Source organism: Hahella sp. NBU794 (assembly GCF_050749805.1).
Classification (GTDB): domain Bacteria; phylum Pseudomonadota; class Gammaproteobacteria; order Pseudomonadales; family Oleiphilaceae; genus Hahella.
The window spans coordinates 1,094,743-1,113,450 of sequence record NZ_CP192738.1; the positions used below are offsets into that span (position 1 = coordinate 1,094,743).

19 protein-coding genes are annotated in these 18,708 nt (G+C 53.4%); 8 read left to right on the plus strand and 11 right to left on the minus strand.

What is annotated here, in order from left to right; all coding sequences use genetic code 11:
• The first annotated feature begins 35 nt into the window (after positions 1-35).
• Positions 36-1,775 carry a bifunctional protein-serine/threonine kinase/phosphatase gene (locus ACQYWX_RS04875; protein WP_216736794.1) on the plus strand — a complete coding sequence of 580 codons (1,740 nt, stop codon included), beginning with the start codon at positions 36-38 and terminating at the stop codon, positions 1,773-1,775.
• Positions 1,776-1,778: 3 nt separating this feature from the next.
• Here ACQYWX_RS04875 and ACQYWX_RS04880 read toward each other — a convergent pair whose 3' ends face one another.
• Positions 1,779-2,753 (minus strand): SGNH/GDSL hydrolase family protein, encoded by a 975-nt coding sequence (locus ACQYWX_RS04880; RefSeq protein WP_431688062.1) that lies wholly within the window; start codon positions 2,751-2,753, stop codon positions 1,779-1,781.
• 432 nt (positions 2,754-3,185) lie between these two features.
• Here ACQYWX_RS04880 and ACQYWX_RS04885 point away from each other — a divergent pair, with 432 nt between their 5' ends.
• Together ACQYWX_RS04885 and ACQYWX_RS04890 are read left to right on the plus strand one after the other, a co-directional pair.
• Positions 3,186-3,731: a hypothetical protein gene (locus ACQYWX_RS04885; RefSeq protein WP_431688063.1), complete on the plus strand. Its 546-nt coding sequence runs from the start codon at positions 3,186-3,188 to the stop codon at positions 3,729-3,731.
• On the plus strand, positions 3,731-4,384 hold the full coding sequence (locus tag ACQYWX_RS04890) for a hypothetical protein (protein WP_431688064.1): 654 nt from the start codon (positions 3,731-3,733) through the stop codon (positions 4,382-4,384). Before ACQYWX_RS04885 ends, ACQYWX_RS04890 begins: the two co-directional genes overlap by 1 nt.
• Positions 4,385-4,441: 57 nt before the next feature.
• On the opposite strand, the gene ACQYWX_RS04895 is transcribed toward ACQYWX_RS04890, so the two are convergent.
• The 7 genes from ACQYWX_RS04895 to ACQYWX_RS04925 form a co-directional block, all read right to left on the minus strand.
• A complete protein-coding gene (locus tag ACQYWX_RS04895) occupies positions 4,442-5,242 on the minus strand; it encodes a PhzF family phenazine biosynthesis protein (RefSeq protein WP_216736796.1) in 801 nt (266 codons plus the stop codon).
• A complete protein-coding gene (locus tag ACQYWX_RS04900; RefSeq protein WP_431688065.1) occupies positions 5,239-5,673 on the minus strand; it encodes an N-acetyltransferase family protein in 435 nt (144 codons plus the stop codon). The genes ACQYWX_RS04895 and ACQYWX_RS04900 overlap by 4 nt, the downstream gene beginning before the upstream one ends.
• Before the next feature lie 9 nt (positions 5,674-5,682).
• Positions 5,683-6,450 carry an amino acid ABC transporter ATP-binding protein gene (locus ACQYWX_RS04905; protein WP_279506883.1) on the minus strand — a complete coding sequence of 256 codons (768 nt, stop codon included), beginning with the start codon at positions 6,448-6,450 and terminating at the stop codon, positions 5,683-5,685.
• A gap of 21 nt (positions 6,451-6,471) precedes the next feature.
• The gene (locus tag ACQYWX_RS04910; protein WP_216736798.1) at positions 6,472-7,569 is read right to left on the minus strand and encodes an amino acid ABC transporter permease; all 1,098 of its coding nucleotides are present in this window, start codon (positions 7,567-7,569) and stop codon (positions 6,472-6,474) included.
• 5 nt (positions 7,570-7,574) lie between these two features.
• The gene (locus ACQYWX_RS04915) at positions 7,575-8,762 is read right to left on the minus strand and encodes an amino acid ABC transporter permease (RefSeq protein WP_431688066.1); all 1,188 of its coding nucleotides are present in this window, start codon (positions 8,760-8,762) and stop codon (positions 7,575-7,577) included.
• 95 nt (positions 8,763-8,857) lie between these two features.
• The gene (locus ACQYWX_RS04920; RefSeq protein WP_370454958.1) at positions 8,858-9,814 is read right to left on the minus strand and encodes an amino acid ABC transporter substrate-binding protein; all 957 of its coding nucleotides are present in this window, start codon (positions 9,812-9,814) and stop codon (positions 8,858-8,860) included.
• On the minus strand, positions 9,807-9,866 hold the full coding sequence (locus ACQYWX_RS04925) for a hypothetical protein (RefSeq protein WP_370454959.1): 60 nt from the start codon (positions 9,864-9,866) through the stop codon (positions 9,807-9,809). The genes ACQYWX_RS04920 and ACQYWX_RS04925 overlap by 8 nt, the downstream gene beginning before the upstream one ends.
• 400 nt (positions 9,867-10,266) lie before the next feature.
• On the opposite strand from ACQYWX_RS04925, the gene ACQYWX_RS04930 reads away from it, so the two are divergent.
• Genes ACQYWX_RS04930 through glcF form a run of 3 tightly spaced genes read left to right on the plus strand, consistent with a single transcriptional unit; the run spans position 10,267 to position 14,083 of the window.
• Positions 10,267-11,718, plus strand: a complete 1,452-nt coding sequence (locus ACQYWX_RS04930) for an FAD-linked oxidase C-terminal domain-containing protein (RefSeq protein ID WP_431688067.1) — start codon at positions 10,267-10,269, stop codon at positions 11,716-11,718.
• Between the two features lie 40 nt (positions 11,719-11,758).
• A complete protein-coding gene (gene glcE / locus ACQYWX_RS04935; protein ID WP_431688068.1) occupies positions 11,759-12,817 on the plus strand; it encodes a glycolate oxidase subunit GlcE in 1,059 nt (352 codons plus the stop codon).
• 48 nt (positions 12,818-12,865) lie between these two features.
• On the plus strand, positions 12,866-14,083 hold the full coding sequence (gene glcF, locus ACQYWX_RS04940) for a glycolate oxidase subunit GlcF (protein WP_216736803.1): 1,218 nt from the start codon (positions 12,866-12,868) through the stop codon (positions 14,081-14,083).
• A 27-nt stretch (positions 14,084-14,110) separates the two neighbouring features.
• Here glcF and yjeH read toward each other — a convergent pair whose 3' ends face one another.
• Entirely contained in the window at positions 14,111-15,370 is a 1,260-nt protein-coding gene (gene yjeH / locus ACQYWX_RS04945) for an L-methionine/branched-chain amino acid transporter (protein WP_431688069.1), read from the minus strand.
• A 221-nt stretch (positions 15,371-15,591) separates the two neighbouring features.
• On the opposite strand from yjeH, the gene ACQYWX_RS04950 reads away from it, so the two are divergent.
• The gene (locus ACQYWX_RS04950; protein WP_371824053.1) at positions 15,592-16,026 is read left to right on the plus strand and encodes an Lrp/AsnC family transcriptional regulator; all 435 of its coding nucleotides are present in this window, start codon (positions 15,592-15,594) and stop codon (positions 16,024-16,026) included.
• A gap of 6 nt (positions 16,027-16,032) precedes the next feature.
• On the opposite strand, the gene ACQYWX_RS04955 is transcribed toward ACQYWX_RS04950, so the two are convergent.
• Positions 16,033-16,479 carry a DUF2214 family protein gene (locus tag ACQYWX_RS04955; RefSeq protein WP_431688071.1) on the minus strand — a complete coding sequence of 149 codons (447 nt, stop codon included), beginning with the start codon at positions 16,477-16,479 and terminating at the stop codon, positions 16,033-16,035.
• A 246-nt stretch (positions 16,480-16,725) separates the two neighbouring features.
• On the opposite strand from ACQYWX_RS04955, the gene ACQYWX_RS04960 reads away from it, so the two are divergent.
• Positions 16,726-17,370 (plus strand): TetR/AcrR family transcriptional regulator, encoded by a 645-nt coding sequence (locus tag ACQYWX_RS04960; protein WP_279506898.1) that lies wholly within the window; start codon positions 16,726-16,728, stop codon positions 17,368-17,370.
• A gap of 71 nt (positions 17,371-17,441) precedes the next feature.
• Here the strand turns inward: ACQYWX_RS04960 and ACQYWX_RS04965 are convergent, their stop codons facing one another.
• Positions 17,442-18,704, minus strand: coding sequence for a 6-phosphofructokinase (locus tag ACQYWX_RS04965; RefSeq protein WP_216736807.1), 1,263 nt, complete (start codon positions 18,702-18,704; stop codon positions 17,442-17,444).
• Positions 18,705-18,708: the final 4 nt, after the last annotated feature.

The window sequence follows — 18,708 nt, forward strand, 5'->3', positions numbered from 1 at the left end:
ACTACCTTTAACTTTCGCAGCAGGATTAGTGGCGCATGATATTCGCCAGCGATTTGTCGCTATCTGTTGATCAACACAGCATGGCGGGGGTGAAACCCCGCAATGAAGACTGCATTGGCGTGCGTATTCCTGATCGGGAAACGTTGCAACTGAAAGGAGCTGTGGCGGTCATCGCCGATGGCGTCAGCGCGGCGGAAGCGGGCAAGGAAGCCAGCGAAGCCTGCGTCACCAATTTCCTGAGCGATTACTTCTGCACCCCGGATTCCTGGTCGGTGAAAAACGCCGCGCAGAAAGTGCTGCAGGCGTTGAATCGTTGGCTTTATGGACAAAGCCTGCGCACGCTGAATGACGACAAAGGATACGTGTGCACGTTGTCCATTCTGGTATTGAAGTCGACGCAGGCGCATATCTTTCATGTGGGCGACAGCCGGATTTATCTCTATCGGCAGGGCGAGCTGGAGCAGATTACAACGGATCATACCGCCCGCGTCGATGCAGAGCGCACTTATCTGGCCCGGGCGATGGGTTTTTCCCCCAATCTGGACATCGATTACCGCGTGATGGACGTGCAGGCCGGAGATGTGTTTTTGTTGAGCACGGATGGTCTGCATGATTTTATCTCGCACAATCAATTGCGGGAGCGGCTGCGAGGCGCAGCGCAAACGACGTTTCAGGGACTTGCGGCGGACCTTTTACAGACAGCGCTGCAGGCGGGCAGTGACGATAACCTGAGTTGTCAGATACTCCGGGTGGACAGCCTCGGCTTGCGCGATGCGGACGCCTGCTGTCGCGAGCTCAGTCGCCTGCCGTTTCCCCCGCCGTTGGAAGTGGGACAGAGTCTGGACGGCTATCGCGTCGAGCGCATTCTGCACGAAACCGCGCGCAGTCAGGTCTATCAGGTTACTGATATAGAAACCGGTACGCGCGCGGTAATGAAAACCCCGTCACTTAATTTTGTGGACGATCCCGCCTATATCGAACGTTTCACCATGGAGGAATGGATTGCCCGGCGCGTTCAGAATCCCCATGTGGCGGGCCTGATTCCCTGCAAACGAGCGCGCAGCTGTTTGTATTATTTGACGGAGTTCGTGCCGGGCGCGCCCTTGTCACGATGGATTCGCGACAACTCCCGCCCGGATATTCATCGGGTGACGCGTATTTTGGAACAGATAGTCAAAGGCGTGCGGGCGTTGCATCGCAAAGAGACTTTGCACCAGGATATCAAGCCGGACAATCTCCTGATTACTAATGAGGATCACGTCACGCTGGTGGATTTTGGTTCCTGTCGTATTCCGGGTGTGGAGGAAATGTATCTGCCCATTGCCCGGGAAAGGGCGCTGGGCACCGCCAGCTATAGCGCGCCGGAATACGTGTTGGGGACGAAAGCCACAACGCGATCCGAGCTGTTTTCCGTGGCGGTAATCGGGTATGAAATGTTGACCGGGCATTTGCCGTACGGCGAAGCCTATGAAAAGGCCGCGTCGCCGACCGCGTTGGCCAAATTAAAATATACCCCCGCCTATCATCACAACCCGATGGTTCCGGTGTGGATGGACGGGGCCTTGAAGAAAGCCCTGCAACTGGACCCGCGTCGTCGCTACGACAGCTTTTCCGAATGGTTGCAGGACATGACTCATCCCAACTCCCGGCTCATGCCGGATAACGCACTGCCTATCATTGAGCGCAATCCTTTGGCCTTCTGGCGCACGCTGAGCGGGATTCTACTGCTTACACAGCTGGCCACTTTACTGTGGTTGCTGCATCTGTGGCGATAGCGCTCAGGAACCCGCCGGAGCGGGAATTTCCGCCGCCACTTTCTCTCCGATCAGTTGATGGGTTTTACCGGAAGGGTGAATGCTGTCGAAGTAATAGAAACTGTCGAACTGCTCTTCGCTACAGATGTCGCTGAACTCCAGGTCTTCCGTCACGTAACAGCCGTCGGTGGTGTTGGTGAAGCCGTAGTCGGCGGCGTTGTTAAGGATATCCAGAGCAATCTGATAAGAGTTGATCATGGTGACTTTCGCATCGCCCATATTCAATGCAGACAGTTTTAGCTCCACCTGGCTGTTGAAATAATTCGTCAGGTCGCTGACCAGTTGTGAGCGGCCTTCCTGTCCGGGCTCCGCTGACTCTTTCAACACTTTGGGCGTTTTGCCCACATCCGGGACCGTCAGCACGACGATGTTTTTTCCGCCTTTGTCGATCACTTCCTGAACGTTGGCGGCGACTTTGTCTGCGGCGAGATTCAGGGCGTTGGTGTTGTTGGGAGAGGTCTCTCCGCGCTGTTCAAGAATATCGTTGCCGCCGATAAAGAACAGGTACAGCGCTTTCGGGGACGCTTCTTCGGAGTGATATTCCATGTAGGTGTCCACCTGGAAATCCAGGTCGATATTCTGATCTGCGTCCGCCTGTCCACCGGCTACGGCGTAGTTGGTGCCGTCAGTGATTTCGCCCAGATACAGAGATGGCTCCACCTCCAGGTTCAGGGACTCCGCCACGTAATCCACAATCAACTTACCGTTGGAAATCCGATTGTTGTAAAAGGGGTAAGGCAGGTCTGTCTCCAGAGAGAGGTAGCCGCCGATATTCCCGGTATCAGACAGACTATCTCCAAATACATAGAGCGCGCTGTAGGGGCGGGACTCAGAGGTCTCCTTCTCTTCATCATCGCTCAGTTGACAGCCCGAGAGGGCTATTGCGCACGCCAACGGCGCCAAAAAAGTTTGTTTCCAGGTTCCTTTCACCATGTTCATTATGCTCATCCTATTTCTACAGTTAGCTCTCTTTATTCCTGCGGCCGCCAAAACCGGGCCTTCAGCGTCCGTCCGTCTCAACTCCAACGCTCCGCGTGAACTTGAGTCGTTACCCCCTTATCGCAGGAACCATGCCTGAAATGAGAAATAACCCACTGATTGACTGTAATCCCCCGAAATCATTGGGCTGAGAGGAAATTGATGATGAAGAACAAGAACTTGTTTTACTGAACGCTATTCAGTTTTTTGTAAAAACGGCTACTGGAATTTGTAAAATTAGGTGTGGAAGATGCCTAAATAATTCCTTCATCCAAGTTTTGATGAATAGGTGTTAGGCTGATTACCTGCATGCTGTGTTAATAACCAAAGACAAATAAGCATCTAGCGGCATGAGTTTGGTAACTCTGCGGACGATAAGGAGTGCTTTAAGTAATGGATGAAGAATTTAAGAAAGAGATGGGTAACAAATCTTCCTTGGAGAAAATTCACGGAACCTGCCCAAGTAGTGAGGATAACGCAGATTTAGCTCCAAAAGATTGCGATCATGATTGGGAAGCTATTTCGCAACCGTCAGTTGCAGAAGCTACTGAGGCTAATAAGAAGTTAATAGATAAGCTTGGTAATAAGGCGAGTAGGTCTGGACAAAAAAGAGGCTATGCGTTCGAGAACAGAGCTATAGAAGACAACCTTCCAAAGATGAATCTTGTAAGTGCAGGTGCTGAGTATAAATGTAAAAAGTGTGGTCAAGATCAGGAGGTAGATGTTGTTGGAGATAGGCAAATAGGTGAGGCTAAGAGTACAAATGCTAATCAGTACAAGAATAAAGGTAAACAAAGGAAGCGGTTAAGAGATATTCAGTCCAAGCTGTTCGACCCTTCTTTGCCTCCGAGAGCCAAGATTGATGGACAAAATGAAGATCACCAGGAACTAAAAAAAAGGTACGAAAATTCTGGGTTTGAAGTGGAGGTGGTTAACTAATGGATACTAAGCTAACAGCGTGCTTCCTTGTACCGAATATCAAACTAGTTGAGCTAAGCCGTGAAACGAATCGACTCCTTTATACATTAGGGTTTTCAAAGACGCCAGGGATTTACTCTGTCACATTAGATGAAGATAGAAATGTAATTGATGAGCACGGGGATGAAGTGTTTCTTGACGGAGAGTCACTAACTGAGTTCTTGAAAAAACACCACGGTTATTCTCAGGAGTTTATATGGAATGAGCGGACTCAGTATTGTGTTTTTTTTGAGTGGGAGTCGGTCGGCTATGTCTATATAGACTTTGACATAGTTTCGGTAAAAAAATACATGGATAGTAGAAACATAAAAGCTTTTGGCGACATGCTTTCGTATTTGTGTAGCGCATTGAAAGCTTTTGGCGTGATAGCTGATTTCGATTTACCGTTTAGTTTAAGAGATGAAGACAGTCTCATCGAAGACTTTTTAAGAAATCCGGATAATGATTATCAGCCATGTTCTATCGGAATATTTTGCTGGCCCCTTTTTGAGCATCAGCTCAAATGGCTAAGAATAGTTGAAGGGGAATGGAGTATTCACAAAGTCGAGGCGCCCTATGTTCTGTACTTGAGTTGCGATTTGGAGCAAACCCTTCGGCTTTTCGGAGGACGTTAATATTGAAAGTAAAGCAGCGCTTAGGTTTGTCTGGCAAGCGCTGCTATACATGGGCTATCAACTCTCCCCAGGAACGTTAATTACCCCTTCGAGATAGAGTCGCGCTTGGCCGACCAGCAGCACATTCGGGCCGCGGTAGTGGCACATGACTTCGCCGCCGCGTTGGGAGATCTGGCGGGCGGTCAGCTCCACTTTGCCCAGTTTTTCTGACCAGTAAGGCGTCAGTGTGCAATGGGCGGAGCCGGTGACGGGGTCTTCCGGCACCCCGACTTTGGGGGCGAAGAAGCGGGAGACGAAGTCGACCTTGTCGCCTTTGGCGGTGACGATGACGCCCAGGGAGTCGACAAGTTTCAGCATGCGCATGTCAGGATAGACGGCGCGTACGGCGGCTTCGTTTTCCAGTACGACCATATAGTCCCTGGACTTAAGCACCTCCAGCGGTTTTACGCCGCCAAGCGCTTCCAGCAGGGCCTGCTCTGGTTCAACTACTTCGCCTTTGCGGCTGGGGAACAACATGGCGTAGCCGCCATGCTTGTGAGGAGACACCTCCAGTGTGCCGCTGCGGGTATGGAACTGAATGCGAGGTCCCTTGAACCCCTTCAATTCGTAAAGAACAAATGCGGTGGCCAGTGTAGCGTGGCCGCATAAATCCACTTCCGCTTCCGGCGTGAACCAGCGCAGGTCGAAGCCGTTGGTGCGGGGTACGTAGAACGCCGTTTCCGATAAGTTATTCTCGGCGGCGATTTTGCAGAGCGTATCGTCCGGCAGCCAGTCGTCCAGGCTGCAAACCCCGGCGGGGTTTCCGGAAAATACGTTGGAAGTGAATGCGTCAACCTGAAAGTACTGATGCTTACTCATAAAGTGATCTCAAACCAGTGTTGTGTCTTGATGCGGGTAAAACCCAGACCCTCGTAAAACTGGTGAGCCTGCTCCCGATGAATTCGCGACCCTAATCGAATTTTAAATACTCCCTGTTGTTTTGCCCACTCCTTTACGGATTCGATCAGCTTTCCGCCGACGCCTTGTCCTCGCGCGCGTTCATCAACCACCAGGCTGACGATCTCAACATAGCCGCCCGCCACCAGAGTGCGCTTGAGGTTGCTCTGAATGAAGCCGAGGAGTTCATCGCCGCTGACGGCGACCATAAAATGCGCGTGGGAATCGTGGATTAAAGTAGAGAGAGTACGATCAAGCTGAGTCAGGGTAAGGGAGTACCCCAACTGCTCGATCAGGGGTAGAAGAGCGGAGGCGTCAGCCGCCTCCGCTCTGCGCAACGTCAATGTTTGCAAGCTTTGTCCTTAGTGTTGCAGGATCTGGCTGAGGAACAGTTTGGTCCGCTCGTTCTGTGGATTGTTGAAGAACTCGTGCGGCTCATTTTCTTCAATGATCTGACCTGCGTCCATGAAGATAACCCGGTTGGCCACGGTTTTGGCGAAGCCCATTTCGTGGGTGACGCAGATCATGGTCATGCCGGATTCCGCCAGTTCGATCATGGTGTCCAACACCTCTTTGATCATCTCTGGGTCGAGCGCCGAAGTAGGTTCGTCGAACAGCATGATTTCAGGGTTCATACACAGACTGCGGGCGATCGCCACACGCTGCTGCTGACCACCTGACAACTGTCCTGGATACTTATGCGCCTGGTGCGGGATTTTGACCTTTTCCAGATACTTCATCGCTGTCGCTTCAGCTTCTTTCTGCGGCACTTTACGCACCCAGATTGGAGCCAGCGTACAGTTCTGCAGCACTGTCAGGTGAGGGAACAGGTTAAAGTGCTGGAACACCATGCCTACTTCCCGACGCACGCTGTCGATGTTTTTAAGGTCGTTGGTCAGAGGGATATCTTTTACGATGATATCCCCTTGCTGATGCTCTTCCAGACGGTTGATGCAGCGGATCATAGTGGACTTGCCCGATCCGGAGGGGCCGCACACAACGATACGCTCGCCCTTGTACACTTCCAGATTAATGTCTTTCAGTACATGGAACTTGCCGTACCATTTGTTGACGCCGCGCAGGTGGATCATGCTCTTGCGGGAATCTGCGCTGTTAGTATTCGTATTCATGTCGTACTCCAGAAAACTTGCCTATCGGTGACTGGTATTCAGTTTACGCTCCAGCGCCTGGCTGTAGCGGGACATTCCGAAGCAGAACACCCAGAATAAGAAAGCCACGAAAATATAACCTTCAACGGAGAAGCCCAGCCATTTGGGATCGTGCAATGCTGACTGCACGATGGCGAGCAAGTCGAACAGGCCGATAATCAATACCAGACTGGTGTCTTTGAACAGAGCGATAAAGGTGTTGACGATACCGGGAATCATCAGCTTCAGCGCTTGTGGAAGAATGATAAAGAACATCATTTTCCAGTAGCTCAGGCCCAGGGAGTGAGCCGCCTCATACTGACCTTTCGGAATCGCCTGCAAACCGCCGCGTACGACTTCCGCCATGTACGCGCTCTGGAACATGATGACGCCGATCATGGCGCGCAACAATTTGTCGGTTTCGGTGCCTTCGCTCATGAACAGCGGCAGCATAACCGACGCCATGAACAACACGGTGATCAAGGGAACGCCGCGCCAGAACTCGATATAGACCACGCTGATGCTCTTCACGATGGGCATTTCTGAGCGGCGTCCCAGCGCCAGCGCGATGCCTATCGGTAAGGAGACCACGATGCCGACGGTGGCGATAACCAGCGTCAGAGTCAGGCCGCCCCATTTATGGGTTTCCACCACTTCCAGACCAAACGCGCCGCCATACAGCAGGAAGTACGCAATGATCGGGAAGATGACCAGCATAAACAGCGCAATCCACCCTTTCTTGGGCGTCTTGTCGATGATTAACGCCGCGATGCCGATGATGGCGATCGCGAACATCAGATTGATGCGCCAGACTTCATCAGACGGGTAGAAGCCGTAGATGAACTGAGGCAATCGGACGGATATGAATACCCAACAGGCGCCGCCTGAGGTGCAGTCTTCCCGAGAGGTTCCAATAACGTCTGAATTAATGATCCCCCAGGACACAAACCAGGAGAGCGCTGAATAAATCAGATAACAGGCGATAATGGTCAGAATGCTGTTCGTTGGACTGCTGAACAGATTGGTTCTGAGCCAGCCGACGACTCCCACCGTATTGGATGGAGGGGGCAAGTCGGGCAATGGAACAAATTTATTGCTCATGTCGATTACCTCTCAACCAATGCAATACGGCTGTTGTACCAGTTCATCAGAGCGGAGGTGCTCAAGCTGAGGAACAGATAGACGGCCATTGTCATAAATATAATCTCAATCGCCTGACCTGTCTGGTTCAGGGTTGTGCCCATGAACACGGATACCAGATCGGGATAACCGATAGCGGTAGCCAGCGAGGAGTTTTTGGTCAGGTTGAGGTATTGGTTGGTCATCGGAGGAATAATGACCCGCATCGCCTGAGGCACGATAACCAGACGCAGACGCTGTCCATTCGACAGGCCCAGTGCGTTGGCCGCTTCGCTTTGCCCTCTGGGAATCGCTTCAATGCCCGAACGTACAACCTCAGCGATAAACGCCGCGGTGTAAACGGTCAGAGCGATCAACAGAGCGATCAACTCAGGAATGATGGTCAAACCGCCTTTGAAGTTGAAGCCCGCCAGCGCAGGGTAATCCCAGTGCATGGGAGAGCCGGCGATGAAGAACACGATCAGGGGAAGACCGACCAGCACGCCCAGTGATGGCAGGAATAACGGGAATGTCTTTCCTGTGTCACGCTGTCTTTTATGCTCGAACTTCACCAGACCGATAACGATCGCTATGGCGATGACGATTGCGGCAGCGACAACGCCGAAGCCGTCTTCATAAACCGGTTTGGGCAGGTAAAGCCCGCGGATATTAAAGAATACGGATTCGCCCAGTTGCATACTGTTGCGAGGGCTCGGAAGACCTTGCAGTACAGCGAAATACCAGAAGAAAATCTGCAACAGCAGAGGGATGTTACGGAAAGTCTCAATATAGGTGGTGGCCAGTTTTGAGATTAACCAGTTATGCGACAGACGCCCGATACCAATAAAGAAGCCGAGAAGAGTCGCCATGATAATACCGAGTACGGCGACCAAAACAGTATTCAACAGACCTACGAAAAAGGTGCGGCCGAACGAGTTTGTTTCGTTGTAATCGATAAGAGATTGAAGTATTCCGAATCCGGCTTGGTCGCCAAGAAAGGCGAAACCGGTAGTTATTCCGCGCTGTTCCATATTGGTTAGCGCGTTATTAATTATGTACAGGAAAAAAGCGACTACGGCGCCCACAGCAAGTACTTGGAAAAATACAGAGCGTACTGCAGGATCGTTCCAGATTTTTGTTTTCGCTTTATCCTGTCCTTTGCTTTGAATATCCACTCAATGTTCTCCAGAAGATCGGCAAGGAGTTATTAAATTGGGTGTTTAGAACAGGATAGGGCGCACGGATGTGCGCCCAGACACTAAGGCTTTTATTAGCGGATAGGTGGAGCGTATTGCAGACCGCCTTTGGTCCACAGTGCGTTCAGACCGCGCTCAATGCCCAGCGGAGAGGATTTACCAACGTTGCGTTCGAACATTTCGCCGTAGTTACCGACTTGCTTAACGATGTTGAAAGCCCATGCATCGTCCAGACCCAGGTTTTTGCCCTGGCCGGCTTCAGTGCCCAACAGACGCTGTACGTTCGGGTTGGTGCTGGATTTCATTTTGTCTGCATTATCGGAAGACACGCCCAGTTCTTCAGCGGTAATCGCTGCGAACAGAGACCACTTCACGATGTTGAACCACTGGTCGTCGCCTTGACGAACCACCGGGCCCAAAGGTTCTTTAGAGATAACTTCCGGCAGAACCATGGCTTTGTCAGGGTTGGAAAGCTGAATGCGCAGGGCGTACAGCTGAGACTGGTCAGAAGTCAGAACGTCGCAACGTCCGGCTTCGAAGCCTTTTACAGTTTGGTCGGAAGTATCGAATACCACTGGCTGGTATTTCATGCCGAACTCACGGAAGTAGTCGGCCAGGTTCAATTCGGTAGTGGTTCCCGCCTGGATACACACGGCTGCGCCGTCCAGTTCTTTCGCGCTCTTCACGCCCAGATCTTTACTTACCAGGAAGCCTTGACCGTCGTAGTAGTTGACGCCAGCGAAGTTAAGGCCCAGTGAGCCGTCGCGAGTCAGTGTCCAGGTAGTGTTACGGGAGAGGAGGTCGATTTCGCCGGATTGCAGAGCTGTGAAGCGCTCTTTGGCGGTAAGTGGGATGTATTTAACTTTTGAAGCGTCGCCTAGCGTCGCAGCTGCAACTGCGCGGCACAGATCAACGTCGAGGCCCATCCAGTTGCCTTTGTCATCCGGGTTGGAGAAGCCGGGAAGACCAGTGCTCACGCCACACTGAACAAACCCTTTTTTCTTTACAGCGTCCAGTGTGCCGTCAGCCATCGCTGCACCGGTAGCCGTCATAAACCCAAGCGCTGCAACTGCAGAAACGAATGTCTTCTTCATTTTTTACCCTCGGTTGGTTGTTTGTTGTTCATTGTTATTACCGGATTTAACTTAGCATAGTGTTTTCGCAAAAACGAGAATGCGTAAACACAAAAATTCCGGCGTTTCGGTAATTACGTATCCAATGAACTTCGCCTTGGTTAATGCAATTGTAATGCCGTAACTCCATGATTTTATTGATATCGTGGCGCATCATAAATATGGCTGCAGACCACGGACTAATTCCAAAGTAAAGTGTAGATGATGAAATACGGTTGTGCTTAATGTTGGTGCGCGATACGGAAAAAGATTAAATTTCGGTGCAAGCCAGTCCGTTTTTATGCTAAAAAATACGTGTTTTCCGAAGGGAAAACTGTTGGCGAGAGACCTTCCATCATAATCGGCTTTCCATGTATTCATCCGTTACTTCCGCAAGTTCATTTGAAACCCGCAAAAAATTGCTCATTGAAGAAATGGCGAAATTCTTGCCTTCGGATTCCATCATCGCCGATGAGGAAACGTTGCGGGTTTATGAATGCGACGGTTTGTCCGCTTACTGCGAACGCCCGTTGCTGACTGTATTGCCGGACTCTGTGGAGGACGTGCAAAAGATTCTCAAACTTTGTCACCGCTGGGGCGTGCCGGTGGTCGCCCGCGGCGCCGGGACAGGCTTGTCAGCGGGCGCCACGCCGAGCCCGGATGGGATTTTGCTGTCCCTGGCCCGCTTTAACCGGATACTGCGCATTGACCCGGAAGCACGCACCGCGACGGTGCAGCCCGGCGTGCGGAATCTTGCGATAAGCCAGGCGGTGGAGCCTATGGGGCTGTTTTACGCGCCTGACCCATCCTCACAAATCGCCTGCACCATTGGCGGTAATCTGGCGGAAAATTCCGGTGGCGCCCACTGTCTTAAATACGGACTGACTGTTCATAACGTGCTGGCGTTTGAAATGCTCACTGCGGAAGGCGAGAGAGTGCGCGTCGGCGGGCAGGGGCTGGATAACTGCGGCTTCGATCTGTTGCCGTTAATCATTGGCTCGGAAGGACTTTTGGGCGTCATCACCGAGATCACCGTTAAGCTGTTGCCCTCTCCAGACGCCGCGCAGGTGATCATGGCGGCGTTCGACAGTGTGGAGAAGGCGGGCGACGCGGTCGCGGGGGTTATCGCCAAAGGGATAATTCCCGCCGCGCTGGAAATGATGGATCGTTATGCTATTCAGGCGGCGGAGGATTTCGTGCGCGCCGGCTATCCAACCAACGCGGAAGCGCTTCTGCTTTGTGAAATTGATGGCGTGCGGGAAGAAGTCGTGGAATATGTGGAGCAGGTGGAAGGCCTGTTTCGTGAACTCGGCGCCGTCGCCGTGCGGACGTCCCAGAGCGATGCGGAACGTGCATTGTTATGGAAGGGGCGCAAGTCCGCGTTTCCAGCGGTAGGGCGTATTTCCCCTGATTACTATTGCATGGACGGCACCATTCCCCGCAGTCAGCTGTCTTATGTGCTGATGCGAATGCGGGAAATGTCGGAGGAATATGGGCTGCGCGTGGCGAATGTATTTCACGCTGGCGATGGTAATTTGCACCCCTTGATTATGTTTGACGCCAATGTGCCGGGCGAGTTTGAAAAGACGGAAGAGTTTGGCGGCAGAATTTTGGAACTGTGTGTCGCCGTCGGCGGCTGCATCACGGGTGAACATGGTGTTGGCCTGGAGAAAATACGGCAAATGAGCGCGCAGTTTTCAGAGGCGGAGTTGGAGCAGTTTCACGCTGTGAAAGACGCGTTCGATCCTGGCGGGGTTTTGAACCCAGGCAAAGGCGTTCCCATATTGCGCCGATGTCAGGAGTATCGCTCGATAGGCAATTAATAGTGTGGGCGGAAGTTCCGTCCCGGATGAACATATATAAATGACGGACATAGCTGACAGACTGGTCGAGCAAGTGATGACCGCCAGAGCGGCGAGTCGGCCTCTGATGATACGTGGCGGCGGCAGTAAAACATTCTTGGGGCGCGCCGCCGCAGGCGAGGCGATGGACCTTAGCGAACATAGCGGCGTCGTGGATTATTCCCCTTCAGAACTGGTGATCACCGCCAGAGCCGGCACACGCATCGCTGACGTAAGGCGAGCACTGGACGAGCAAGGCCAGATGCTGCCGTTTGAACCGCCTGAATATGAGGGACGCGCGACGCTGGGCGGCGCTTTGGCCGCCAACACTTCTGGACCCGCCCGCCCATGGCGCGGCTCTGTGCGTGACGCTCTGCTGGGAACCCGCATTATCAACGGCAAAGGCGAGCACCTGCGATTCGGCGGCGTAGTCATGAAAAATGTCGCGGGTTACGACTTGTCGCGGGCGCATTGCGGCGCAATGGGATCGCTGGGCGTCATTACGGAACTCAGTATCCGGGTGATTCCCAAACCGGAACTGGAAACCACGCTGGTGCAGGAATGCAATGAGGCCACGGCGATCACTAAAATGGTGGAATTGTGCCGACAGCCGCGTCCGTTATCAGCCGTGTGCTGGACGGGCGGACGCTTGTACTTGCGCCTGTCCGGCGCGGAGCAGGCGGTAGCCAGCACTATCGGTTATTGGGGGGGCGAACTGCTGGAGCGGGCGGCGGACTTCTGGCGTCAGATTCAGGAGCAGACGCATGAATTCTTTGAAGGCGAGACGCCTTTATGGCGTTTATCCGTCAAACCTTCCGCGCCGCCGTTAGGAAATGACGCGCCGGTGCTGCTGGATTGGGGCGGCGCTTTAAGATGGGTGCGGGCTGAATCATCGTTAACGGCCATGGAGCGTTATGCGGTTTCCGCTCAGGGGCAGGCCAGCCTGTATCGTCATGGCGACCATAACGGCGAAGTCTACCACCGGCTCTCACCTCCGCTGCGGGCGTTGCATCAAAGATTAAAAGCGGCGCTGGACCCCGACGGCATATTCAATCCAGGCAGGCTGTATTCCTGGCTTTAGTATTTATCCGGATTTGAAGCGAGCGAGTCCGGGACTCAAAGGTCACTGATGAAAACCGAAATCCACGCTAAATATAAGAACACGCCAGAAGGCGATGAAGCGGAAAAGATTATTCGTTCCTGCGTGCACTGCGGCTTTTGCAACGCCACGTGCCCGACCTATCAGGAACTGAGCGATGAGCGGGATGGCCCTCGGGGACGCATCTATTTAATCAAGCAAATGCTGGAGACGGATGAGGCGTCGGAAAGCACTCGCCTGCATCTGGATCGTTGCCTGACCTGTCGAAGCTGTGAAACCACCTGTCCCTCCGGTGTTGAATACGGCAAGCTGCTGGATATCGGCCGTGGCGTGGTGGAAAAGAAAGCGCCCCGCACCTGGCGTGAGCGTCTGTTGCGCAAAATATTGCTTCTGCTTTTACCTTACCCGCAGCGGTTTGGCTTCCTGATTGTCGTCGGACAATGGGTGAGGCCGGCGCTACCAGAATATCTGCGCAAGAAAATTCCTGAGAAGCAGGTGCCGATCACTTGGCCGCCCCAACGTCAGCCCAGAGTGATGATGGGGCTGCACGGCTGCGCCCAAAGTGTCACTACGCCCAACACAAACGCTGCGGCTGCGCGGGTGCTGGACCGGCTTGGCGTCAGTCTGATCGCCTCAAACGAGGCGGGCTGTTGCGGCGCGGTCAGTTATCATCTGGGCGCGCAGGATGAAGGCAAGCGTCTGATGAAAAAGAATATTGACGCCTGGTGGCCGGCCATCGAATCAGGATTGGAAGCCATTGTTATTACGGCTTCAGGGTGCGGCGAACTGGTGAAGGAGTACGGGCACATCTTAAAGGACGATCCCGAGTACGCGGAAAAGGCCCATAGAGTATCGCAAATGACCCGTGATCTTAGCGAAGTGGTGGCGGCGGAGGACCTGTCCGTCCTGTCTATAAAAAGGAACTACTCGAAAATCGCCGTGCATTGTCCTTGTACGTTGCAGCATGGACAAAAATTGCCGGGGATCGTAGAAAAGATTCTGACCGATGTAGGGTTTGATCTTGCTTCTGCGCGAGACAAGCACCTCTGTTGCGGGTCCGCTGGCGCTTATTCGCTGCTGCAACCGAAGATGAGCCGTCAGCTATTAAAGAAAAAGGTGGCGGCGCTGGTGCAGGATGATCCGGACACCATTGTCACCGCGAACGTGGGGTGTCAATTGCATCTGGCGTCCGAGGCGAGGGTGCCGGTCAGACACTGGATTGAGATCATGGATGAAGCGCTGGGATAAGCCAGAATTGAAGCGGAGAGGCAGGCGTTACGCCTGCGCTCCCATCAGTGTCTGTTTGGGTTTACGTAATTTCAGAACAATGAAGATACCGGTGTAAACCACCGCGATGCACCACAGCGAACTCATCAGCGTATACGCCAGATAGAGGCACACCAACACTCCCAGGCCTGGCAACACACGGTCCTTGCCTTGAAACAGGCGCACGGCGGACAGCATCGTCAGCAGGTAAACCAATACGATCATGCCGTTAGCCATGCGAATCAGCTCCTCCAACGGAACCTGTAACACGGAGAACACAAGCAGGCTCGCCACGCTGGCGATGGACATGGCGAACACCGCATTCGCCGGAGCGCCATGGTGGTTGACCTTGCCCAAAGCGGGATAGGTCGCGCCATCCTTACCCAGGCTCCATAACATACGGGAAGAGCCAGCCAGATAGATATTCATGGTGGCCACGCAGGACAGGAAACCAAACAGGCCAATCAGCAGTTTGCCGTGTCCGCCGATCAGCGCATCGAACAGATAAACCATTGCGGGGCCGGAATAATCTGCGCCCAGCGCGTAGTGCAGCGTCACCCAGCTGCCCATCCAATACACCAGTCCGACCAGCGCCACGCCGATAATCAGACACAGAGGAAAGTCCCGCTCGGGATTTTTGAACTCCGTCGATAGGTGAGCCAGGGTTTCAATGCCGATAAAACTCCAGAAGGCGAGTCCCGCCGCCGCGCCAATCTGGCCCCAGTCGAAAGAGGTCGGTTCAGCAGGGATTGGCGGAATGACGTCAAACCAGGCCAGTACCGACAGTAGCACCACAATGCCGCCGACGCTGAAGGCGATGGTGGTTTGTAAGGAGCCTGACAGCTTGACGCCTCTTAGGTTGACCCACAGCATGCCCGCCACCAGCGCCAGTTTGACAACGAGGAGCTCAGCCGGCGTCAGCGCCACCAGAGAGGTGAGAAACCAGCCCGCCATTTCCATCGCCGCGGGCAATCCTACCGGCACCAGGGCCAGCAATACCCAACCTACGATGCGGCCTTGAGTCGCGCCAAAGGCGGAATGCACGTAGTGAGAGGCGCCGCCGGCGTGAGGATAACGTTTACCCAGTCTGGCGAAAGCGAAGGCGATGGGAATAATGGCGAACACCAGCAAGCCCCATCCCCACAGCGCGTTGGCGCCGGACTGTTTGACGGTGAGCTCGGGAACGATAAAGACGCCGGTCCCCAGCAGGGCGGACACCAAGATGCCAAGACCCTGACTGAAACTGAGCGAGCGGTGGAGCGACTGCATGATAATTTTCCTTGAGGTGTTGCGGGGTCTATGAACAGCTTCGTGCTGTCAATGACGAAACGGCGACGGACCTTTGCAATAATAATCAAATCCCTCGTTGCAAATTGCGGCTTTACGCCGCCAAAATGCCGGTTTGATCGGCATAACGTCGGCGCGTCGCCAAAATGCGGGTGAAACGGCGCTTGATAGTTGATTTGTCGAGTATTTTAGTGGGAGAGCCTGTGGACAAATTCGATGAAAAAATTCTTCAGTCATTGCGTGAAAATGCGAGACAGCCAGTATCCGCCATCGCGGAGAAAGTAAGCCTGTCCCGCTCGGCGGTGACGGATCGTATCCGCAAAATGGAAGAGACGGGAATTATCCGCGGCTATCAAGTGCTGGTCACCCAGGCGCGGGAGGATCAGGTCTCGGTGTATCTGGAAATCAGCTATAACGAAATTCAGTGTACGGAAATGGCGCAGATACTCAGAACCATTCCTGAAATCAAAGTGTGCCACGGGGTCGCCGGGGACACGGATATGATGCTGTTCCTGAAGGCGCCGAACATGGCGCGGATTCATGAAATCCGCGACCGTCTTACCTCGATTCAGGGGGTGGGGAAAATCAAAACCCACGTTGTGATGTCCGAGTACATCAATGAATTTCTTAATGCCTGAGGGCGCTTAACCATAGCCTCGCGCCATGAGCACGCCGCATAACGGAATCAGCAGAACCAGCAGCATTTGCGCATGGATTGCGCGGGTGACTTTGCGACGGGCGTCGACGCTAAATTCCGGCGTTTGTCCGGCCTGAATCGGCTTGCGCCAGCGCAGAAACTGCACTGTTGGATAAATGGAAATCAGCCCGGCGATGATGAACATCGCAAGCTTGCTCCAAAAGAAGAAATTGGAAAAATAGTACGCCTCGCCTTTCTCAAAAAATACCCTCGCAAACCCGCTTGCCAGGACTGTCATCGCACTAAGTCCAAACCAGCGGTCCGTCGCCAACAACGCCTTGGCGGTGTCCAGTGACCAATTCATACTCAGGATTTTCCGCTCTTGCAGCAACAGACTGACCAGCGCAAAGATGCAAATAAAGTGGAGCCAGGTTAGAGCGATGGGAAGGAACATGACGTGATTTCCTGTTTATGTTGTCATCGAAAACATTGTGCGTCTAAAATGTTTTCTATGTCAACAATGTTGACGCTTGTGGTTTTGCGCCCCACACTTATCAGAGATATCCGGTTTGAAGCGGAATTTAACGCTTAACTTCGGAAGCATCGCACGAAACGGCGCTAAGCTGCTGTGGATCATGGGAGAGACTTTGAGATGGATTTATCCTGAACCAATAAACACAAATAAGTAGAAGAGAGTAAGGTGAGTAATTTGAGAGAAGCTGTCGCAGGCGTTGACGCGCACCAGCCCTACCATCACGGCAACCTAAGGAATGAGTTGCTGGACAAAGCCCTGGCGCAGCTCAAGCAGGTCGGGCCGGACAAGATCAGTCTGCGGGCGCTGGCGCGTGAAATCGGCGTGTCGCAAACCGCCCCCTATCGCCACTTCGCGGATAAAAATGCATTGCTGGCCGCCCTGGCGGCGCAGGGATATAGAGAGCTGCAGCGGGTAACCCAGGAAGCCGCTGACGCGCATAACGACCCATCGCAACAACTTTGCCATTCCGGCAATGCCTATATTCAGTTCGCGCGAGATAACCCTGAACTCTACAAATTGATGTTCGGCCCTGTGATCGCCTGTCCGATGGACTATCCGGAGCTGGCGGAAGCAGGCAGCAGCGCGTTTCAGGTTATCTTGAACATCGCCACAAAAGGCGTGAGCGAGGGAGTTTTCACTGACCGGGATGTTTCTTTGATCGCCCACGCCGCCTGGTCAATGGTGCATGGCATCGCCAGTCTCTGGATCGACGGCATGTATAAATGCACGGAGAGCAGCGGCGAAAAGTCGATGATTCTGGATTCTTTGAAAATCTCGCTGTACGGAATTTTGAAAAGGGACGGGGATTAAATAGGCGGGAGATGAAATTTGAAACAACGGCGGGAGAATGTCCCGCCGTTAATGCGATATGGGGCTCGTCGTCAGACGTTAAAAGAATGAGCGAGCTTCTTCGCCACTAACTGATTTTTCAGCTTTACGTAATCCGGCACGCCATTTTTGTAGGGCGGGTAGGACTCGCCCTGAATCAATGGCTGCAAATAACGGCGCGCTGCTTCAGTAATGCCGAAACCATCCTCGGTGATGAATTCTTTCGGCATTTTCTTTTCCACGTTGGCGATCTTCGCCAGAGGCGCTTCGCCAATCGACCACTTATAGGGGCTGTCCTGCTCCCTCACAATGACAGGCATGACCGCATTTTTACCCGCCAGGGCCAGATCCACGGCGGCTTTGCCCACGGCGTAGGCCTGATCCAGATCGGTGGCGGAAGAGATGTGGCGGGCGGAGCGCTGCAGATAGTCCGCTACCGCCCAATGGTATTTATAGCCCAGTTCACTTTTGATCATATTAGCGATGAATGGCGCCACGCCCCCCAATTGCGTGTGCCCGAAAGCATCGGTGACGCCGGCGTCGGACAGGAAGCGCCCGTCCGCATATTGCGCGCCTTCCGACACCACGATGGCGCAAAAGCCGTCACGCTTGACCACTTCATCCACGCGTCTGAGAAAGCTGGCTTTATCAAATGGCGTTTCCGGAAACAGAATAATCTGCGGCGCCCCGCCTTCTTCGCGTTGCGCCAGTCCCGCCGCCGCCGCAATCCAGCCGGCGTGACGTCCCATTACTTCCATGACGAATATCTTGGTGGAGGACTCGCACATGGACTGGATATCCAAGGAGGCTTCCATAATCGAGGTGGAGATATATTTGGCGACGGAGCCGAACCCAGGACAGCAGTCGGTGATAGGCAGGTCGTTGTCGACGGTTTTGGGAATGCCGATGCTGATGATCGGGTAACCCAGCTGCTCGCTGATCTGAGAGACTTTGTAGGCGGTATCGGAGGAATCGTTGCCGCCGTTATAGAAGAAGTAGCCGATATTGTGAGCCTTGAAGACTTCGATCAGGCGCTCATATTCAGCTTTGTGGGTTTTGATGTCTTTCAGCTTATAGCGGCAAGAGCCGAAAGCGCCGCCGGGAGTATGTTTCAGCGCGGCGATGTCCGCGTCGCTCTCCAGGCTGGTGTCGATCAATTCTTCACGCAATGCGCCGATAATGCCGTTGTGGCCAGCGTAAACTTTGCCGATTTTATCGGAATGGGCGCGCGCTGTTTCCAGTACGCCACAGGCAGACGCGTTGATGACCGAGGTCACACCGCCGGACTGCGCATAAAACGCGTTTTTAACCGTCATATTC

Coding starts and splice junctions, on each gene's coding strand:
- ACQYWX_RS04955 (WP_431688071.1), bottom strand. CDS start 16,479: ATGTTCCTTCCCATCGCTCTAACCTGGCTCCACTTTATTTGCATCTTT.
- ACQYWX_RS04920 (WP_370454958.1), bottom strand. CDS start 9,814: ATGGCTGACGGCACACTGGACGCTGTAAAGAAAAAAGGGTTTGTTCAG.
- yjeH (WP_431688069.1), bottom strand. CDS start 15,370: ATGCAGTCGCTCCACCGCTCGCTCAGTTTCAGTCAGGGTCTTGGCATC.
- ACQYWX_RS04875 (WP_216736794.1), top strand. CDS start 36: ATGATATTCGCCAGCGATTTGTCGCTATCTGTTGATCAACACAGCATG.
- ACQYWX_RS04930 (WP_431688067.1), top strand. CDS start 10,267: ATGTATTCATCCGTTACTTCCGCAAGTTCATTTGAAACCCGCAAAAAA.
- ACQYWX_RS04885 (WP_431688063.1), top strand. CDS start 3,186: ATGGATGAAGAATTTAAGAAAGAGATGGGTAACAAATCTTCCTTGGAG.
- ACQYWX_RS04910 (WP_216736798.1), bottom strand. CDS start 7,569: ATGAGCAATAAATTTGTTCCATTGCCCGACTTGCCCCCTCCATCCAAT.
- ACQYWX_RS04895 (WP_216736796.1), bottom strand. CDS start 5,242: ATGAGTAAGCATCAGTACTTTCAGGTTGACGCATTCACTTCCAACGTA.
- glcE (WP_431688068.1), top strand. CDS start 11,759: ATGACGGACATAGCTGACAGACTGGTCGAGCAAGTGATGACCGCCAGA.
- glcF (WP_216736803.1), top strand. CDS start 12,866: ATGAAAACCGAAATCCACGCTAAATATAAGAACACGCCAGAAGGCGAT.
- ACQYWX_RS04965 (WP_216736807.1), bottom strand. CDS start 18,704: ATGACGGTTAAAAACGCGTTTTATGCGCAGTCCGGCGGTGTGACCTCG.
- ACQYWX_RS04905 (WP_279506883.1), bottom strand. CDS start 6,450: ATGAATACGAATACTAACAGCGCAGATTCCCGCAAGAGCATGATCCAC.
- ACQYWX_RS04890 (WP_431688064.1), top strand. CDS start 3,731: ATGGATACTAAGCTAACAGCGTGCTTCCTTGTACCGAATATCAAACTA.
- ACQYWX_RS04880 (WP_431688062.1), bottom strand. CDS start 2,753: ATGAACATGGTGAAAGGAACCTGGAAACAAACTTTTTTGGCGCCGTTG.